Origin of the sequence: Streptomyces sp. NPDC098101, from assembly GCF_044760185.1 — a bacterium.
Lineage (GTDB): Bacteria > Actinomycetota > Actinomycetes > Streptomycetales > Streptomycetaceae > Streptomyces.
The window spans coordinates 364395-379298 of record NZ_JBIWAS010000002.1 but is presented as its reverse complement, the minus strand read 5'-3'; the positions used below and the strand labels follow the sequence as shown (position 1 = coordinate 379298).

Sequence of the window (14904 nt, the reverse complement as noted above, 5' to 3'; positions counted from 1 at the left end):
GGTGCAAACGTAGCGAACGCCTAAACGCGCCGCGCGCCCGGGGGTGCCGTACGGGCGTGCAGCTCGCTCAGGAGGGCGTGCGCCCGGGGCGAGGCGGCCAGCGCCTCCAGGGTGAGCGGCTGCCCGTCGGGACCCGCGACCGGCAGCCGCCAGTTGGGGTACTCGTCCCAGGTGCCCGGCAGGTTCTGCGGTCTGCGGTCGCCCACGGCGTCCGGCAGCCACACCCCGACCATCCGGGCCGGGGTGGCGAGCAGGTACCGGTGGACGGCCCGGATCTCGGCCTCCTCCCCCGGCCCCTCCGGGAGCAGCCCGAGCCGCTCGAACAGGCCGCGCCACTCGGCGGTCTCGGCCCGGTCCGCCACCCGCTCGCGCTCCAGGTCGCCGGGGAGCAGCCCGAGCCGGTGCCGCAGCACGACGTGGTCGCCGGAGAGCCGGGCGGCGGTGGAGGGCAGGTCGTGGGTGGTGGCGGTGGCGACGCACTCGGCGCGCCACTCCTCCGGGGGCAGCGGGCGGCCGGTGCCCGCCCAGTCCCGCTCGAACCAGAGCACGGAGGTCCCGAAGACCCCGCGCCGGGCCAGCTCCTCCCGTACGCCCGGCTCGACCGTGCCGAGGTCCTCGCCGATGACCAGGGCCCCGGCGCGGTGCGCCTCCAGGACCAGGACGGCGAGCATCGCGTCGGCGTCGTACCGGACGTACGTGCCCTCGGTGGGATCGCGGCCCTCCGGCACCCACCAGAGCCGGAAGAGGCCCATCACGTGGTCGATGCGCAGCGCGCCCGCGTGCCGCAGGAGTTCGCGCAGGAGTCCCCGGTACGGGGCGTAGCCCGCGGCGGCGAGGGCGTCGGGCCGCCAGGGCGGCAGGCCCCAGTCCTGGCCCCGGGAGTTGAAGGCGTCGGGCGGGGCGCCGACCGACATCCCGGCGGCGAAGGCCTCCTGGCCGGCCCAGGCGTCCGAGCCCTCCGGGTGGACGCCGACCGCCAGGTCGTGGACGATCCCGATCTCCATACCGGCCTCGCGGGCGGCCCCGGCGGCGTCGGCCAGCTGCCGGTCCGTCAGCCAGGCGAGCCGGCAGTGGAAGTCGACCCGGGCGGCCAGGGCGGGGTCGGCGCGCACGGCCGCCTCCGCCGCGCGCGGGGTGCGCAGCGCGTCGGGCCAGGCGCGCCAGTGGTGGCCGTGCCGCTCGGCGAGGGCCTGGTAGGTGGCGTGGTCCTCCAGGGCGCGGCCCCGCCCGGCCAGGAAGTCGTGGAAGTCGGCGCGCCTCCCGGGGCCGGGCTCCACGCTCGTGAGGAGCAGTTCGAGGGCCCGCCGCTTGACCTCCCAGACCGCGTCCCGGTCGATCAGGGCCCCCTTGCCGAGGACCCGTTCGCGCAGCTCGGCCGCGTCGGCGAGGATCCGGTCCAGCTCCTCGCGGCGCTCGGGGCCGATCAGGGCGTACTCGGGGATCTCCTCGATCCGCAGGTGGACGGGGTCGGGGAAGCGGCGCGAGGAGGGGCGGTACGGGGAGGGGTCGGTGGGCGCGCCGGGCACGCCCGCGTGGAGCGGGTTGACCTGGACGAACCCGGCGCCGTGCCGTCGGCCCGCCCAGGTGACCAGTTCGCGCAGGTCGCCGAGGTCGCCCATGCCCCAGGAGCGGGTGGAGAGCAGCGAGTAGAGCTGGACGAGGAGGCCGTACGCGCGCCGCTCCGGTCCGGGCACGCGCGCGGGGCTCACGATCAGGGTGCCGGTGGCCGTGCGTCCGTCGGGGGCCTCGGCCTCGACCGTGTGGACGCCGAGGGGCAGTTCCGACCAGTCGTCGCCGAGGACGACGGCGCCGTCCTCGGTGGTGACCTGGAGGCGGGTGCCGGGCGGGAGGTGGCCCGGGGGGCGGAGCGGGGGTTCGCCGGCCGGGTCCGTCCGCCCGCGCGGGCCGGTGCCGGGCCCCTGACCCCCGTCCCCGGTCCGCCAGTGGACCAGGGTCGGGGGCAACAGGCGCTCCCGGTCGGCACGTTCCGCCGCGGCGAGGGCGGCCGCGACCGCCTCCGGCGTGGACGCGTCCACGCCCAGGGCGGCGAGGACGGCCACCACGGTGGCCTCCGGCACGGGCACGTCGGCGCCGTCGGCGGGGCTGTGGACGGTGGCGACGCCGTGACGGGCGGCGAGACGGGCCAGGGTCACTTCACACTCCGGGGGACTCCGGGCCGCCCGCGTGGACGGGGGCGGTGGGTTCGCTGGTCAGATGGGCCTCCGCGGTCAGCGGGGGCTCGCTGGTGAGGGGGGACGCGTCGGGCAGGGGCGGTTCGCTGGTGAGCGGTTCGCCGACGGGTGCCGACTGCTGCGGAATCCGTATCCGTCCGTGGCGGGCGGTCGTGGTCACGGGGGTCTCCCGGTTCGTCTCGACAGGTGGGACCTGGACAACTACAGAGGCCTACCCACCGCACCTCGTTTTACCGGCGGGACGTGACGAAATGGCGTCACCTCGCCGTCGGCCCGCCGGGCAAAGCCGACACATCGGCCATGTGCATTGACACTTGCGTGCGACGGGTGGTGGGCTCGTGACCGACTCGTGACCAACCGGCGGAGCGGCCGGCCCCGCCGAAGGGAGACCCCCGTGCACCTCGGGCGCAGGAAGCGCACCGCGACGGCCGTCGCCGCCGCGGTCATCGGCGGCCTCCTCGGAGGGGCCTCCCCGGGCACGGCACAGACGCTGCCGAAGGCGCCGACGATCCCCGCGTTCCCCGCGACTCACGCGTTCCCCGCCGCTCCCGCGTCTCCTACGGCCCCCACGCCCCCTGCGGCTCCGGCCGCCACCCGGGCCCCCGCGCCCCCGGCCTCCGCGCGCGTGCCCGCCGTCTGGCCCCGGCCGCAGTCCCTGGCGGCCGCCGGGCCCTCCGTACGGCTCGGGGACGAGGTGACGCTGCTCGCGGACGCCGACGCCGATCCGTACGCCCTGGAGGCCCTGCGCGAGCTGCTGCGGGCGGCCGGGGTGCGGACCGTGCACACCGGACTCCCGGGCCGGGGCCCGGTGATCCGGGCCGCCGGACCCGCCGGGGAGGGCGCCGAGGAGGCGCTGACCGCCCTGGGCGTGCCCGAGCGCCTCGACCTGCCGCGCGGCGGCTACCGGCTCGCCACCGGCCGGTTCCGGGGCCGGGAGACCGTCGTCCTGGACGGGGTCGGCGGGGACGGCCTGTTCCACGCCGTGCAGACGCTGCGCCAACTCCTCGGCTCCGGCCGGGAGGTACCCGGGGTCGTCGTCCGCGACTGGCCCGGCACCGCCGAGCGCGGCATCACCGAGGGCTTCTACGGGCGCCCGTGGACCCCGGAACAGCGGCTCGCCCAGCTCGACTTCCTCGGCCGGACCAAGCAGAACCGCTATCTGTACGCGCCCGGGGACGACCCGTACCGCCAGATCCAGTGGCGGGAGCCCTACCCGGCCGCGCAGCGGACGGAGTTCCGCGCGCTCGCCGAGCGGGCCCGCGCGAACCACGTGACGCTCGGCTGGGCCGTGTCGCCCGCCCAGTCCATGTGCCTGGCCTCGTCCGCCGACGTGGCGGCGCTGACCCGGAAGCTCGACGACATGTGGGCGCTCGGGGTGCGCTTCTTCCAGCTCCAGTTCCAGGACGCCTCCTACGACGAGTGGCACTGCTCCCGGGACGCCGACGCCTTCGGGCGCGGTCCCGAGGCCGCGGCCGCCGCCCACGCGCGCGTGGCGAACACGGTCGCCCGGCACCTGGCCGGGCGGCACCCGGGCGGCGAGCCGCTGACGGTGATGCCGACGGAGTACTACCAGGACGGATCGACCGCGTACCGGGCGACGTTCGCCGGGGCGCTCGACGCGGACGTGCGGGTGGCCTGGACCGGCGTCGGCGTCGTGCCGCGCACGATCACCGGCGGCGAACTGGCGGGCGCCCGCGCGGCGCTGGACCACCCGCTGGTCACCATGGACAACTACCCGGTCAACGACTACGCGCAGGACCGGCTGTTCCTCGGCCCCGCGACGGGCCGGGAGCCGGCCGTGGCCGCCGGTTCCGCCGCCTATCTCGCCCACGCCATGGAGCAGGCGGCGGCCTCCCGCGTCCCGCTCTTCACCACCGCCGACTACGCCTGGAACCCGAAGGGCTACCGGCCCGACGCGTCCTGGCGGGCCGCCGTCGACGACCTCGCGGGCCCGGACCCGGCCGCCCGCGAGGCGCTGCGGGCGCTCGCCGGGAACGGCGCCTCCTCGATCCTCGCCCCGGCGGACGAATCGGCCTATCTGAAGCCGCTCCTGGCCGCCTTCTGGGAGGCCCGCACGGCCCCGGACAAGAGCGCGCGGGAGCGGACGGCGCGCGAGCTGCGGGACGCGTTCACCGTGATGCGGCAGGCCCCCGAGCGGCTGACGGCCACCGCGGGCGGCGCCCTCGACGACGCGAACGAGACGGGGCCGTGGCTGGAGCGGCTCTCCCGGTACGGCCTGGCGGGCGAGCGGGCGGTCGACATGCTGCTCGCCCAGGGGCGCGGCGACGGCGCGGCGGCCTGGCGGGCGCAGGGTGAGCTCGAAGGGCTGCGGAAGGCCCTGGGCGGCGGCCGGGTGACGGTCGGCGCGGGGGTCCTCGACCCGTTCCTCACGCGCGCGGTGACGGAGGCGGCGGCCTGGACCGGGACCGACCGGGCCCCGGCGGCGCCGGCCGAGCGGGCCACCGGCTCGTACACCGTGCGGCTCGACCGGGCGCGGCCCGTGGAGACCCTGACGGTGCTCGCCGAGCCGGGCCCGGAGGGCGGGCGCGCGGGCACGGACGCGCGCGTGGAGGCGTACGTGCCCGGCGAGGGCTGGCGGCCGCTCGGCCCCCTGTCGCCGTCGGGGTGGACCCAGACCGATCTGAAGGGGCTGCGGGCCGAGGCGCTGCGGGTCGCCTGGAGCGAGGGGACGCCGGCCCCCGGGGTGCGGTCCCTGGTGCCGTGGTTCGCGGACGGGCCGCGCGCCGGCGTCGCCCTCTCCCGCGCGGAGACGGACGCGGAGATCGGCGGCCCGGCGCAGCGGGTGGACGTGGAGCTGACGGGCCGGCGGGCGGGCGAGGTGCGCGGGCCGCTGACGGCGAGGGCCCCGAAGGGGATCGCGGTCCGGCTGCCGGGGCAGGCCTCGGTGGAGCGCGGCGCCCGGACGCGCGTCCCCCTGGAGGTGTCGGTGGCGGCGGACGTGCCGGCCGGCGCGTACCGGGTGCCGGTGTCCTTCGCGGGCGAGGAGCGAGTCCTGACGGTCCGGGCCTTCCCCCGTACGGCGGGCCCCGACCTGGCCCGGACGGCGACGGCCTCCTCGTCGGGCGACGAGACCCCCGACTTCCCGGCCTCCTCGGCGGCGGACGGCGACCCGGCCACCCGCTGGTCCTCCCCGGCGGAGGACGGCGCCTGGTGGCAGCTGGAGCTGCCCGCGCCGGCCCGGATAGGGCAGGTGGTGCTGCACTGGCAGGACGCGTACGCCTCCCGCTACCGCGTCCAGGTCTCGGCGGACGGCCGGGTGTGGCGCACGGCGGCGACGGTCGCGGAGGGCAGGGGCGGCCGGGAGTCGGTCCGGATGGACGCGGCGGACACGCGCTTCCTGCGGGTGCAGGGCGAGAAGCGGGCGACCCGCTTCGGCTACTCGCTCTGGTCGGTGGAGACCTACGCGGTGGCGCCGGAGAAGCCGAAGGCCCCCGAGGGGCCCGGCAAGGGCCGGCCGGAGCAGCCCGCGACGCCTCCGGAAGCCTCCGGGACCGCGCCCCCGGGCGTGCCGGAGGAGCGGCCCGCCCCCTAGGGGTGCGCCGCTCCGTGCCGCAGGCCGTACCGCAGGCCGTGAGGCCGTGCCGCGGGTCGTGAGGCCGTGCCGCGGGTCGTACCGAAGGCCTCCGCGTACGCGAAAGGCCCGGCTCAACCCGTCGTGAGCGCCCCCACGGGGGTCTCGGCGACGGAGTCGATCCGGGCCATCACGTCCTCGGCGCCGTACGGCCGCAAGTACGGCAGCCAACGGGGGTCCCGGTGGCCGGTTCCGATGATCCGCCAGGCCAGGCCGGTCGGCGGGGCCGGTTGGTGGCGCAGCCGCCAGCCGAGCTCGCGCAGGTGCCGGTCGGCCTTGACGTGGTTGCAGCGGCGGCAGGCCGCCACCACGTTCTCCCAGGCGTGCGTGCCCCCGCGGCTGCGCGGCACGACGTGGTCGACGCTGGTCGCGACGCCCCCGCAGTACGCGCAGCGCCCGCCGTCGCGGGCGAAGAGGGCCCGGCGGGTCAAGGGAACGGGCCCCCGGTAGGGGACCCGCACGAAGCGCTTCAGTCGCACCACGCTGGGCGCGGGGACGACTTGGGTCTCGCTGTGCAGGAAGGCGCCGGACTCCTCGAGGCAGAGGGCCTTGTTCTCCAGGACGAGGACGAGTGCGCGGCGGAGCGGTACGACGCCGAGCGGCTCGTACGACGCGTTGAGGACCAGGACATGCGGCACGGATGCCTCCTATGACGCCGGCGGCGCGTGGCTCGCGCCGGGACGAACTGCTCTCAGTCTCTCCTCATGCCTGGTCGGAGCGCCACCACGTATCGGAATCGGGGTGACGGGCCCGGAGTGTTCTCGACCACACCGGCCGCACCGGTCTCCCTCCTCCCTCCCCTGGTGAGGTCCGTCTCTCCCCCGATCGGGACAACGGGACCACGTCCGGCGCCCCGTTACTGTGGATGGCCTGCGTACGCGATGCCTGGAGGTTGTCCCGTGTCCTGGTCCGCCCTGGCGGCTGCCACCGAACCCGAACCCATGCCGGTGACCCTGGACGAGGCCGCGGAGCGGGCCACGAACGCCGCCACCTGGGTGGAGGAGAACTGGTCCACCTGGCTGAACACCGGCCTGCGCATCCTCCTCATCCTGGTCGTCGCGCTGCTCCTGCGGATGGCCGTCCGCCGGGCCCTGACGAAGCTGATCGAGCGGATGAACCGCTCGGCGCAGGCGGTGGAGGGGACGGCCCTGGGCGGTCTCCTCGTCAACACCGAGCGGCGGCGGCAGCGCTCGGAGGCGATCGGGTCCGTGCTGCGCTCGGTGGCGTCCTTCCTGATCCTGGGCACGGCCGGGCTGATGATCCTCGGCGCCTTCAAGATCGACCTGGCGCCGCTGCTCGCCTCGGCCGGTGTGGCCGGTGTGGCGATCGGTTTCGGCGCCCGGAACCTGGTGACCGACTTCCTGTCCGGCGTCTTCATGATCCTGGAGGACCAGTACGGCGTCGGCGACTCGATCGACGCGGGCGTGGCCTCCGGCGAGGTCGTCGAGGTGGGCCTGCGGGTGACCAAGCTGCGCGGGGTGGACGGCGAGATCTGGTACGTGCGCAACGGCGAGATCAAGCGGATAGGGAACCTCAGCCAGGGCTGGGCGACGGCGGCCGTGGACGTGACGGTCCGGCCGACGGAGGACCTGGACCGGGTGCGGTCGGTGATCACCGAGGCGGCCGAGGCCATGGCGAAGGAAGAGCCGTGGAACGAGCGCCTGTGGGGCCCGGTGGAGGTGCTCGGCCTGAACGAGGTGCTGCTCGACTCGATGACGGTCCGGGTCGCGGCGAAGACGATGCCGGGCAAGGCCCTCGGCGTGGAGCGCGAGCTGCGCTGGCGGATCAAGCGGGGCCTGGACGAGGCCGGCATCCGGATCGTGGGCGGGCTCCCGGCCCCGGCCGAGGAGGCGGCGGCCGACCCGACGGCGGGCATGGCGGCCCCCTCGGTCTTCGCCAGCACGACCTCGCCGCAGTCGGCGGCGGCGACGCCGCTGCCGAAGGACCTCTCCAAGTAGGTCCCGGCGCTATCTGTTCGAAGCACCTATCCGCTTCGAATCCCCCGTCTGTTCGAAGCCCCCGCAGGCAACGGAAGCGTTGCCTGCGGGGGCTTCGTGCGTTCACGGGTATTGACGGGCCGGTGACGGGCGATTTATTTTCCTTCCACCCAATAGGAAACTTTCCTAACAGTGCAAGGGCAGGTGCGCACCCGATGGCCGGTACGACTCCGGGGACCCCCGGCACGCCCCGCGTGCTGCGGGCCATGAACGACCGGGCCGCCCTGGACCTGCTCCTGGAGCACGGCCCCCTCTCGCGGACCCGGATCGGCAAGCTCACCGGCCTGTCCAAGCCGACCGCCTCGCAGTTGCTCGCCCGCCTGGAGGCGGCCGGCCTCGTCGTCGCCACCGGCACCACCGAGGGCCGCCCCGGACCGAACGCGCAGCTCTACTCGGTGAACGCGCGCGCCGCGTACGCCGCCGGACTCGACGTCACCACCCGCCGCATCCGCGCCGCCGTCGCCGACGTCACCGGCGAGATCGTCGGCGAGTCCGAGCTGCCCACCCCCGGCCGGTCCGCCGCCGGGGTCGTCGGCCAGGTCACCGAGGTCCTCGACGGGGCCGTGAAGGCGGCCGGGATCGCCCGCGCGGACGTGCGGCGCCTGGTCATCGGCACCCCCGGCGCCTTCGACCCGGCCACCGGGCGCCTGCGGTACGCCTCCCACCTGCCCGGCTGGCACTCCCCCACGCTCCTGGAGGAGCTGGCCGCCGCCCTGCCGATGCCGTTCGAGTACGAGAACGACGTCAACCTCGTCGCCCTCGCCGAGCAGCGCCTGGGCGCCGCCCGGGGCCACACCGACTTCGCCCTGCTCTGGAACGAGGAGGGCATCGGCGCCGCCCTCGTCCTCGGCGGGCGGCTGCACCGGGGCTTCACCGGCGGCGCCGGAGAGCTCGGCTTCATGCCCGTGCCCGGCACCCCGCTCGTGCGCCAGGTCACCAAGGCCAACTCGGGCGGCTACCAGGAGCTCGCCGGGGTCCAGTCCGTGCCCCGGATCGCCCGCGCCCTCGGCATCGACACCCCCGAGCAGCCGTACGTGCCGGTGGCGTCCGGGCTCCTCGCGCACGCCGCCGGGGCGGCGGACGAGGACCCCCGTCACGCGGCCCTGCTCGACCAGTACGCCGAGCGGGTCGCCATCGGCCTCTCCTCCGTCGTCGCCGTCCTCGACCCCGAGCTGATCGTGCTCTCCGGCGAGGTCCTCGTCGCGGGCGGCGAGCCCCTGCGCGCCCGCGTGCAGTCCGCGCTCGCCGACCTCGCCGCCTCCCGGCCGCGCCTGGTCACCGCCGCCGTCCTCCGGCGCCCCGTCCTGCGCGGAGCCCTCGAAAGCGCCCTCGCCGCCACGCGCGACGAGGTCTTCGACACGTCCCGCTGACCCCCGCTTCCCCTCCGCCCCGCCCCAGGGAGAACCGTCATGCCCGTACGCCCGCGCAGAGCCGCCGTCGCGCTCGCCGCCACCGCCTCGATCGCCCTCCTCGCCTCCGCCTGTACCGGCTCCGCGGACAGCGCGGCCGCCGACGACCCGAACGCGAAGACGACGATCACCTTCTGGCACGGCTGGTCGGCGCCCGCCGAGGTCAAGGCGATCGAGGCCAACGTCGACCGCTTCGAGAAGGCCCACCCGAACATCACGGTGAAGGTCGTCGGCAACATCAACGACGACAAGCTCGGCCAGGCCCTGCGCGCGGGCGGCTCGAACGGCCCGGACGTCGTCTCCTCGTTCACCACGTCCAACGTCGGCAAGTTCTGCGCGTCGGGCGCCCTCGCGGACCTGAAGCCCTTCATAGAGAAGTCGAAGCTGGACCTGGACAAGACCTTCCCGAAGGTCCTCCAGGACTACACGCAGTTCGAGGGCCGGCGGTGCAGCCTGCCGCTGCTCTCCGACGCGTACGGGCTCTACTACAACAAGGACGCCTTCCGGCAGGCCGGGCTCGACCCCGAGGCCCCGCCGAAGACCTGGTCCGAGTTCACCGAGGTCGCCAAGAAGCTGACGAAGACCAGGGGCGACTCGTACGAGCGGCTCGGCTTCATGCCGACCTACCTCGGCTACGAGACGGTCGTCTCGCACTACATGTCGCAGTGGAAGCACGGCGGTTACTTCGACGAGGACGGCAGGTCGACCGTCGCGAAGGACCCGGCGTTCGCCGAGATGATGACCTACCAGAAGTCCCTGGTGGACGCCCTCGGCGGGTTCCGGAAGCTCGACAAGTACCGCACCACCTTCGGTGACGAGTGGGGCCCCAAGCACCCCTTCCACACCGGTCAGGTCGCCATGCAGCTCGACGGCGAGTGGCGGCTGAAGTTCGCCGAGGAGGCGAAGCCCGGCTTCGAGATCGGGGTCGCGCCGCTGCCGGTCGCGGACGACGAGGCGGCCGAGTACGGCAAGGGCTACCTCTCCGGCACGATCATGGGCATCGCGCCGCAGAGCAGGAAGCAGAACGCGGCCTGGGAGCTGGTGAAGTACATGACCACGGACACCGACGCCGTGGTCGCCTTCGCCAACGACATCGGCAACGTGCCCTCCACCCTGGAGGCGCTGAAGTCCCCGAAGCTGAACTTCGACCCGCGCTTCAAGACCTTCCTGGACATCGCCCGGCACCCCGCCTCCACCACCTCGGACGGCGCGGTCAACGGCTCCGCCTACCAGGACACCCTCCAGAAGTTCTCCCAGCAGTACGAGAAGGGGCAGGTCACCGACCTGAAGAAGGGCCTCGCCGACACCGCCGCCCAGATCGACCGCGACATCGCCGCGGCGAAGTGACGGCCGGACACCGCCCATGAGCACGGACACCCTGCCCGCGAAGGAGGCGGCCGGCCCGGCCGCCCCCTCCCCCGGAGGACGGAACACGCTGCGGTCCCGGCGCCGGCGCGACGCGCTGCGCACCCTGGCGTTCCTGTCGCCCTGGCTGATCGGATTCGGCGTCTTCTTCGTCTATCCGCTCGTCTCCACCGTCTACTTCTCCTTCATGCGCTACGACGGCCTCAACCCGCCCGAGTGGCGGGGCCTCGACAACTGGGCGTACGTCTTCGGCGACTTCCCGCAGTTCTGGCCGGCCCTGCGCAACACCCTCTGGCTCTGTGTCGTCATGGTGACCTGCCGGGTCGTCTTCGGCCTCGGCATCGGCCTGCTGATCACGAAGATCAAGACGGGCACCGGGGTCTTCCGGACCCTCTTCTACCTGCCCTACCTGGCCCCGCCGGTGGCCGCCACGCTCGCCTTCGTCTTCCTGCTCAACCCCGGCACCGGACCGGTCAACTCGCTCCTGGAGGCGGTCGGCCTGCCGGCCCCCGCCTGGTTCACCGACCCCGCCTGGTCCAAGCCGGCCCTCACGGTCCTCGCCGTGTGGGGCGTCGGCGACCTCATGGTCATCTTCATGGCCGCGCTGCTCGACGTGCCGAAGGAGCAGTACGAGGCCGCCGAACTGGACGGCGCCTCCGCCCTCCAGCGGTTCCGCCACATCACGCTGCCCAACATCACGCCGATCGTCCTGTTCGCCGTGGTCACCGGGATCATCGGCGCGATGCAGTACTACACCCAGCCGATCGTGGCCTCCAAGGTCGCCTCGGGGGTGTTGGGCGGCTCCGGCGTCACCTTCGTCCCCGGCTACCCGGAGGACTCCACGCTCACCCTGCCGCAGCTCGTCTACAGCCTCGGCTTCAGCCAGTTCAACTACGGCGCCTCCTGCGTGGTCGCGCTGGTGCTCTTCGCCTTCTCCATGGCCTTCACCGCGCTCCTGATGCGCCGGCGCGGCGGCCTGATCGGCTCGGGTGACTGACCATGACCTCCACGACCACCGCCCCCGCCCCCGCCCTGAAGCGGGCCCGCCGCACGGCGCTGCTGCACTGGATCGCCGTGCACGCGCTCGGCGTCGCCGCCGCCCTGTTCTTCGTCCTGCCGTTCGTCTTCGTGTTCCTGACCTCCCTGATGAGCGACCAGCAGGCGCTCACCCGGGACCTGACGCCGAACTCCTGGCACTGGGACAACTACGTCCGGGTCTTCGAGACCGAGGGCTTCCTCACCTGGTGGCGCAACTCCCTGCTGTACGCCGGGCTCGGCACCGTCCTCGTCGTGGTGTCCTCGGTCCCCGTCGCGTACGCGCTCGCCAAGTTCCGCTTCCGGGGACGGCACCTGTCGATGCTGCTCGTCATCTCGATGATGATGCTGCCGCCGCAGGTCGTGATCATCCCCATGTACCTGTTCTGGGCGAAGCAGATGGACCTCTCCGGCACCCTGTGGCCGCTGATCGTCCCGATGGCGTTCGGCGACGCCTTCGCCGTCTTCCTGCTGCGCCAGTTCCTCCTCACGATCCCCGACGAGTACGTGGAGGCCGCCCGGATCGACGGCTGCGGCGAACTGCGCACCCTGCTGAGGATCGTCGTCCCGATGGCCAGGCCGGGCATCGCGGCCGTCGCCCTCTTCCAATTCTTCTCCTGCTGGAACGACTACTTCGGACCGCAGATCTACGCCTCCGAGAACCCCGGCGCCTGGACCCTGAGCTACGGCCTGGAGTCCTTCAAGGGCGCGCACCACACCGACTGGAATCTGACCATGGCCGCGACCGTCCTGGTCATGGCCCCCGTGATCCTCGTCTTCTTCTTCGCCCAGAAGGCGTTCGTCGAGGGAGTCACACTGACCGGAGTGAAGGGCTGAACCACACATGAAGCTCACTGTCGTGGGGGGCGGTTCCACCTACACCCCCGAACTGATCGACGGCTTCGCGCGGCTGCGCGACACCCTGCCGATCACCGAACTCGTCCTCGTCGACCCGGCGGCCGACCGGCTCGACCTGGTCGGCGGGCTCGCCCGCCGGATCTTCGCCAGGCAGGGGCACGACGGCAGGATCACCACCACCTCCGACCTGGACGCCGGGGTCGAGGGCGCCGACGCCGTCCTGCTCCAGCTGCGGGTCGGCGGACAGGCCGCCCGCGAGAAGGACGAGACCTGGCCGCTGGAGTGCGGCTGCGTCGGCCAGGAGACCACCGGCGCCGGCGGCCTCGCCAAGGCGCTGCGCACGGTCCCGGTGGTCCTGGACATCGCGGAGCGGGTCCGGCGGACCAACCCGGACGCCTGGATCATCGACTTCACCAACCCCGTCGGCATCGTGACGCGGGCGCTGCTCCAGGCCGGGCACAAGGCCGTCGGCCTGTGCAACGTGGCCATCGGCTTCCAGCGCAAGTTCGCCGCGCTCCTGGACGTGGCCCCGTCGGACGTGCACCTGGACCACGTCGGGCTCAACCACCTGACGTGGGAGCGGGCGGTGCGGATCGGGGGCCCCGGGGGCGAGAACGTGCTGCCCCGGCTGCTCGCCGAGCACGGCGACGCGATAGCGGACGACCTGCGGCTGCCGCGCCCGGTCCTGGACCGGCTCGGCGTCGTCCCCTCGTACTACCTGCGCTACTTCTACGCGCACGACGAGGTCGTGCGGGAGCTGGGCGAGAAGCCCTCGCGGGCCGCCGAGGTCGCCGCGATGGAGAAGGAACTCCTGGAGATGTACGGGGACCCGGCGCTCGACGAGAAGCCGGCCCTGCTCGCCAAGCGCGGCGGCGCCTTCTACTCGGAGGCGGCCGTGGACCTGGCGGCGGCGCTGCTTGGCGGCGGCGGTTCGCCGTACCAGGTGGTGAACACGTACAACCGCGGCACGCTGCCGTTCCTGCCGGACGACGCCGTGATCGAGACGCAGGCGGCGGTCGGCCCGCAGGGCGCGGTGCCGCTCGCGGTCGCGCCGGTGGACCCGCTGTACGCCGGGCTGGTCGCGAACGTGACGGCCTACGAGGACCTGGCCCTGGAGGCGGCGCTGCGCGGCGGCCGGGACCGGGTCTTCAAGGCGCTGCTCGCGCACCCGCTGATCGGGCAGTACGCGTACGCCGACGGCCTCACCGACCGGCTGATCGCGCACAACCGGGAGCACCTCGCGTGGGCGTGAACGGGACCCCCCTCGCGGTGGACGCGGGGACGCTCCTCGCGGTCGACGCGGGGAACAGCAAGACCGACGTCGCGGTCCTTTCCGGGGACGGCGCCGTCCTCGGGACGGCCCGCGGCGGCGGGTTCCAGCCCCCGCTGGTGGGGGTGGCGACGGCGGTGGACGGGCTCGCGGAGATCGTGGCGCGGGCCTGTGCCGACGCCGGGGTGCCGGCGGAGTTCGCGCACGTCACGGCCTGTCTCGCCAACGCCGACCTGCCGGTGGAGGAGACCGCGCTCCGGGACGAGGTGCTCTCCCGGGGCTGGAGCCGGTCCGTGCGGGTGCACAACGACACCTTCGCCATCCTGCGGGCCGGGATCGACGAGCCCCGGGGCGTGGCGGTGGTGTGCGGGGCCGGGATCAACTGCGTCGGGATGGTCCCGGACGGGCGGACCGCGCGCTTCCCCGCGATCGGGAAGCTGTCCGGGGACTGGGGCGGCGGCAGCGGCATGGCCGAGGAGGCGCTGTGGTGCGCGGCGCGCGGCGAGGACGGGCGCGGCGAGCCGACCGAGCTGTCGCGGGCGCTGCCCGCGCACTTCGGCCTGGGGACGATGTACGCGCTGATCGAGGCGCTGCACCTGGGCCGGATCCCGATGGAGCGGCGGCACGAACTGGCGCCCGTGCTCTTCCGGGTGAGCGCGGCGGGCGACCCGGTGGCGCTGTCGCTCGTGCACCGGCTGGCGGAGGAGGTCGTGGCCATGGCGTCGGTGGCGCTCGGGCGGCTGGGGCTGCTGGACGAGCCGGCGCCGGTGCTGCTCGGCGGCAGCGTGCTCGCCGCGCGCCACCCGCAGCTGGAGGAGCGGCTGCGGGCCCTGCTCGCGGAGCGGGCGCCGAAGGCGACGGTCGGCTTCGTGACGGCGCCGCCGGTCCTGGGGGCGGGCCTGCTCGCCCTGGACGAGGTGGCGGCGGAGCCGTCGGCCGCGGCCCGGCTGCGGGAGCACTACGGGGTGTGAGAGGGGTGCGGGTGCGGGGCGTTCACGCCGGTCCGGCGGGGGGCGCCCCGCACGCGCGTTCCACCGGACTCGCACCTGTGTTCACCCGTTCGAGCGATGTCCGGTGCGGAACCGATCGCGGACCGGGGACGTATTCAAGGTGAGGGGATTCTCCTGCGGACGCGTGGGGGGCGTGGGGCACGATAGGAGCCGTCAGGAACAAGATCCAGTCAATC

11 protein-coding genes are annotated in these 14904 nt (G+C 74.3%); 8 read left to right on the top strand and 3 right to left on the bottom strand.

Going from position 1 to position 14904, the window contains the following annotated elements; translation table 11 throughout:
- Positions 1 to 20: 20 nt before the first annotated feature.
- Together malQ and ACIQVI_RS08780 are read right to left on the bottom strand one after the other, a co-directional pair.
- Positions 21 to 2153: a 4-alpha-glucanotransferase gene (malQ, locus tag ACIQVI_RS08785; protein WP_403592945.1), complete on the bottom strand. Its 2133-nt coding sequence runs from the start codon at positions 2151 to 2153 to the stop codon at positions 21 to 23.
- Between the two features lies 1 nt (position 2154).
- Entirely contained in the window at positions 2155 to 2352 is a 198-nt protein-coding gene (locus tag ACIQVI_RS08780) for a hypothetical protein (protein ID WP_351968624.1), read from the bottom strand.
- A gap of 234 nt (positions 2353 to 2586) precedes the next feature.
- Here ACIQVI_RS08780 and ACIQVI_RS08775 point away from each other — a divergent pair, with 234 nt between their 5' ends.
- Positions 2587 to 5745 carry a beta-N-acetylglucosaminidase domain-containing protein gene (locus ACIQVI_RS08775; protein ID WP_403592943.1) on the top strand — a complete coding sequence of 1053 codons (3159 nt, stop codon included), beginning with the start codon at positions 2587 to 2589 and terminating at the stop codon, positions 5743 to 5745.
- 113 nt (positions 5746 to 5858) lie between these two features.
- Here the strand turns inward: ACIQVI_RS08775 and ACIQVI_RS08770 are convergent, their stop codons facing one another.
- On the bottom strand, positions 5859 to 6422 hold the full coding sequence (locus ACIQVI_RS08770; RefSeq protein WP_403592940.1) for an HNH endonuclease: 564 nt from the start codon (positions 6420 to 6422) through the stop codon (positions 5859 to 5861).
- Between the two features lie 243 nt (positions 6423 to 6665).
- On the opposite strand from ACIQVI_RS08770, the gene ACIQVI_RS08765 reads away from it, so the two are divergent.
- The 7 genes from ACIQVI_RS08765 to ACIQVI_RS08735 all read left to right on the top strand — a co-directional run bounded on the left by ACIQVI_RS08765 (position 6666) and on the right by ACIQVI_RS08735 (position 14689).
- Positions 6666 to 7742 (top strand): mechanosensitive ion channel family protein, encoded by a 1077-nt coding sequence (locus ACIQVI_RS08765; RefSeq protein WP_403592937.1) that lies wholly within the window; start codon positions 6666 to 6668, stop codon positions 7740 to 7742.
- Positions 7743 to 7936: 194 nt separating this feature from the next.
- Entirely contained in the window at positions 7937 to 9151 is a 1215-nt protein-coding gene (locus ACIQVI_RS08760) for an ROK family transcriptional regulator (protein ID WP_403592934.1), read from the top strand.
- 39 nt (positions 9152 to 9190) lie between these two features.
- Positions 9191 to 10537, top strand: coding sequence for an ABC transporter substrate-binding protein (locus tag ACIQVI_RS08755; protein WP_351968627.1), 1347 nt, complete (start codon positions 9191 to 9193; stop codon positions 10535 to 10537).
- Between the two features lie 16 nt (positions 10538 to 10553).
- The gene (locus ACIQVI_RS08750) at positions 10554 to 11552 is read left to right on the top strand and encodes a carbohydrate ABC transporter permease (protein ID WP_403592931.1); all 999 of its coding nucleotides are present in this window, start codon (positions 10554 to 10556) and stop codon (positions 11550 to 11552) included.
- Positions 11553 to 11554: 2 nt separating this feature from the next.
- Positions 11555 to 12427 (top strand): carbohydrate ABC transporter permease, encoded by an 873-nt coding sequence (locus ACIQVI_RS08745; RefSeq protein WP_403592928.1) that lies wholly within the window; start codon positions 11555 to 11557, stop codon positions 12425 to 12427.
- A 7-nt stretch (positions 12428 to 12434) separates the two neighbouring features.
- On the top strand, positions 12435 to 13700 hold the full coding sequence (locus tag ACIQVI_RS08740) for a 6-phospho-beta-glucosidase (RefSeq protein WP_403592925.1): 1266 nt from the start codon (positions 12435 to 12437) through the stop codon (positions 13698 to 13700).
- Positions 13691 to 14689, top strand: coding sequence for a BadF/BadG/BcrA/BcrD ATPase family protein (locus ACIQVI_RS08735; RefSeq protein ID WP_351968631.1), 999 nt, complete (start codon positions 13691 to 13693; stop codon positions 14687 to 14689). The genes ACIQVI_RS08740 and ACIQVI_RS08735 overlap by 10 nt, the downstream gene beginning before the upstream one ends.
- Positions 14690 to 14904: the final 215 nt, after the last annotated feature.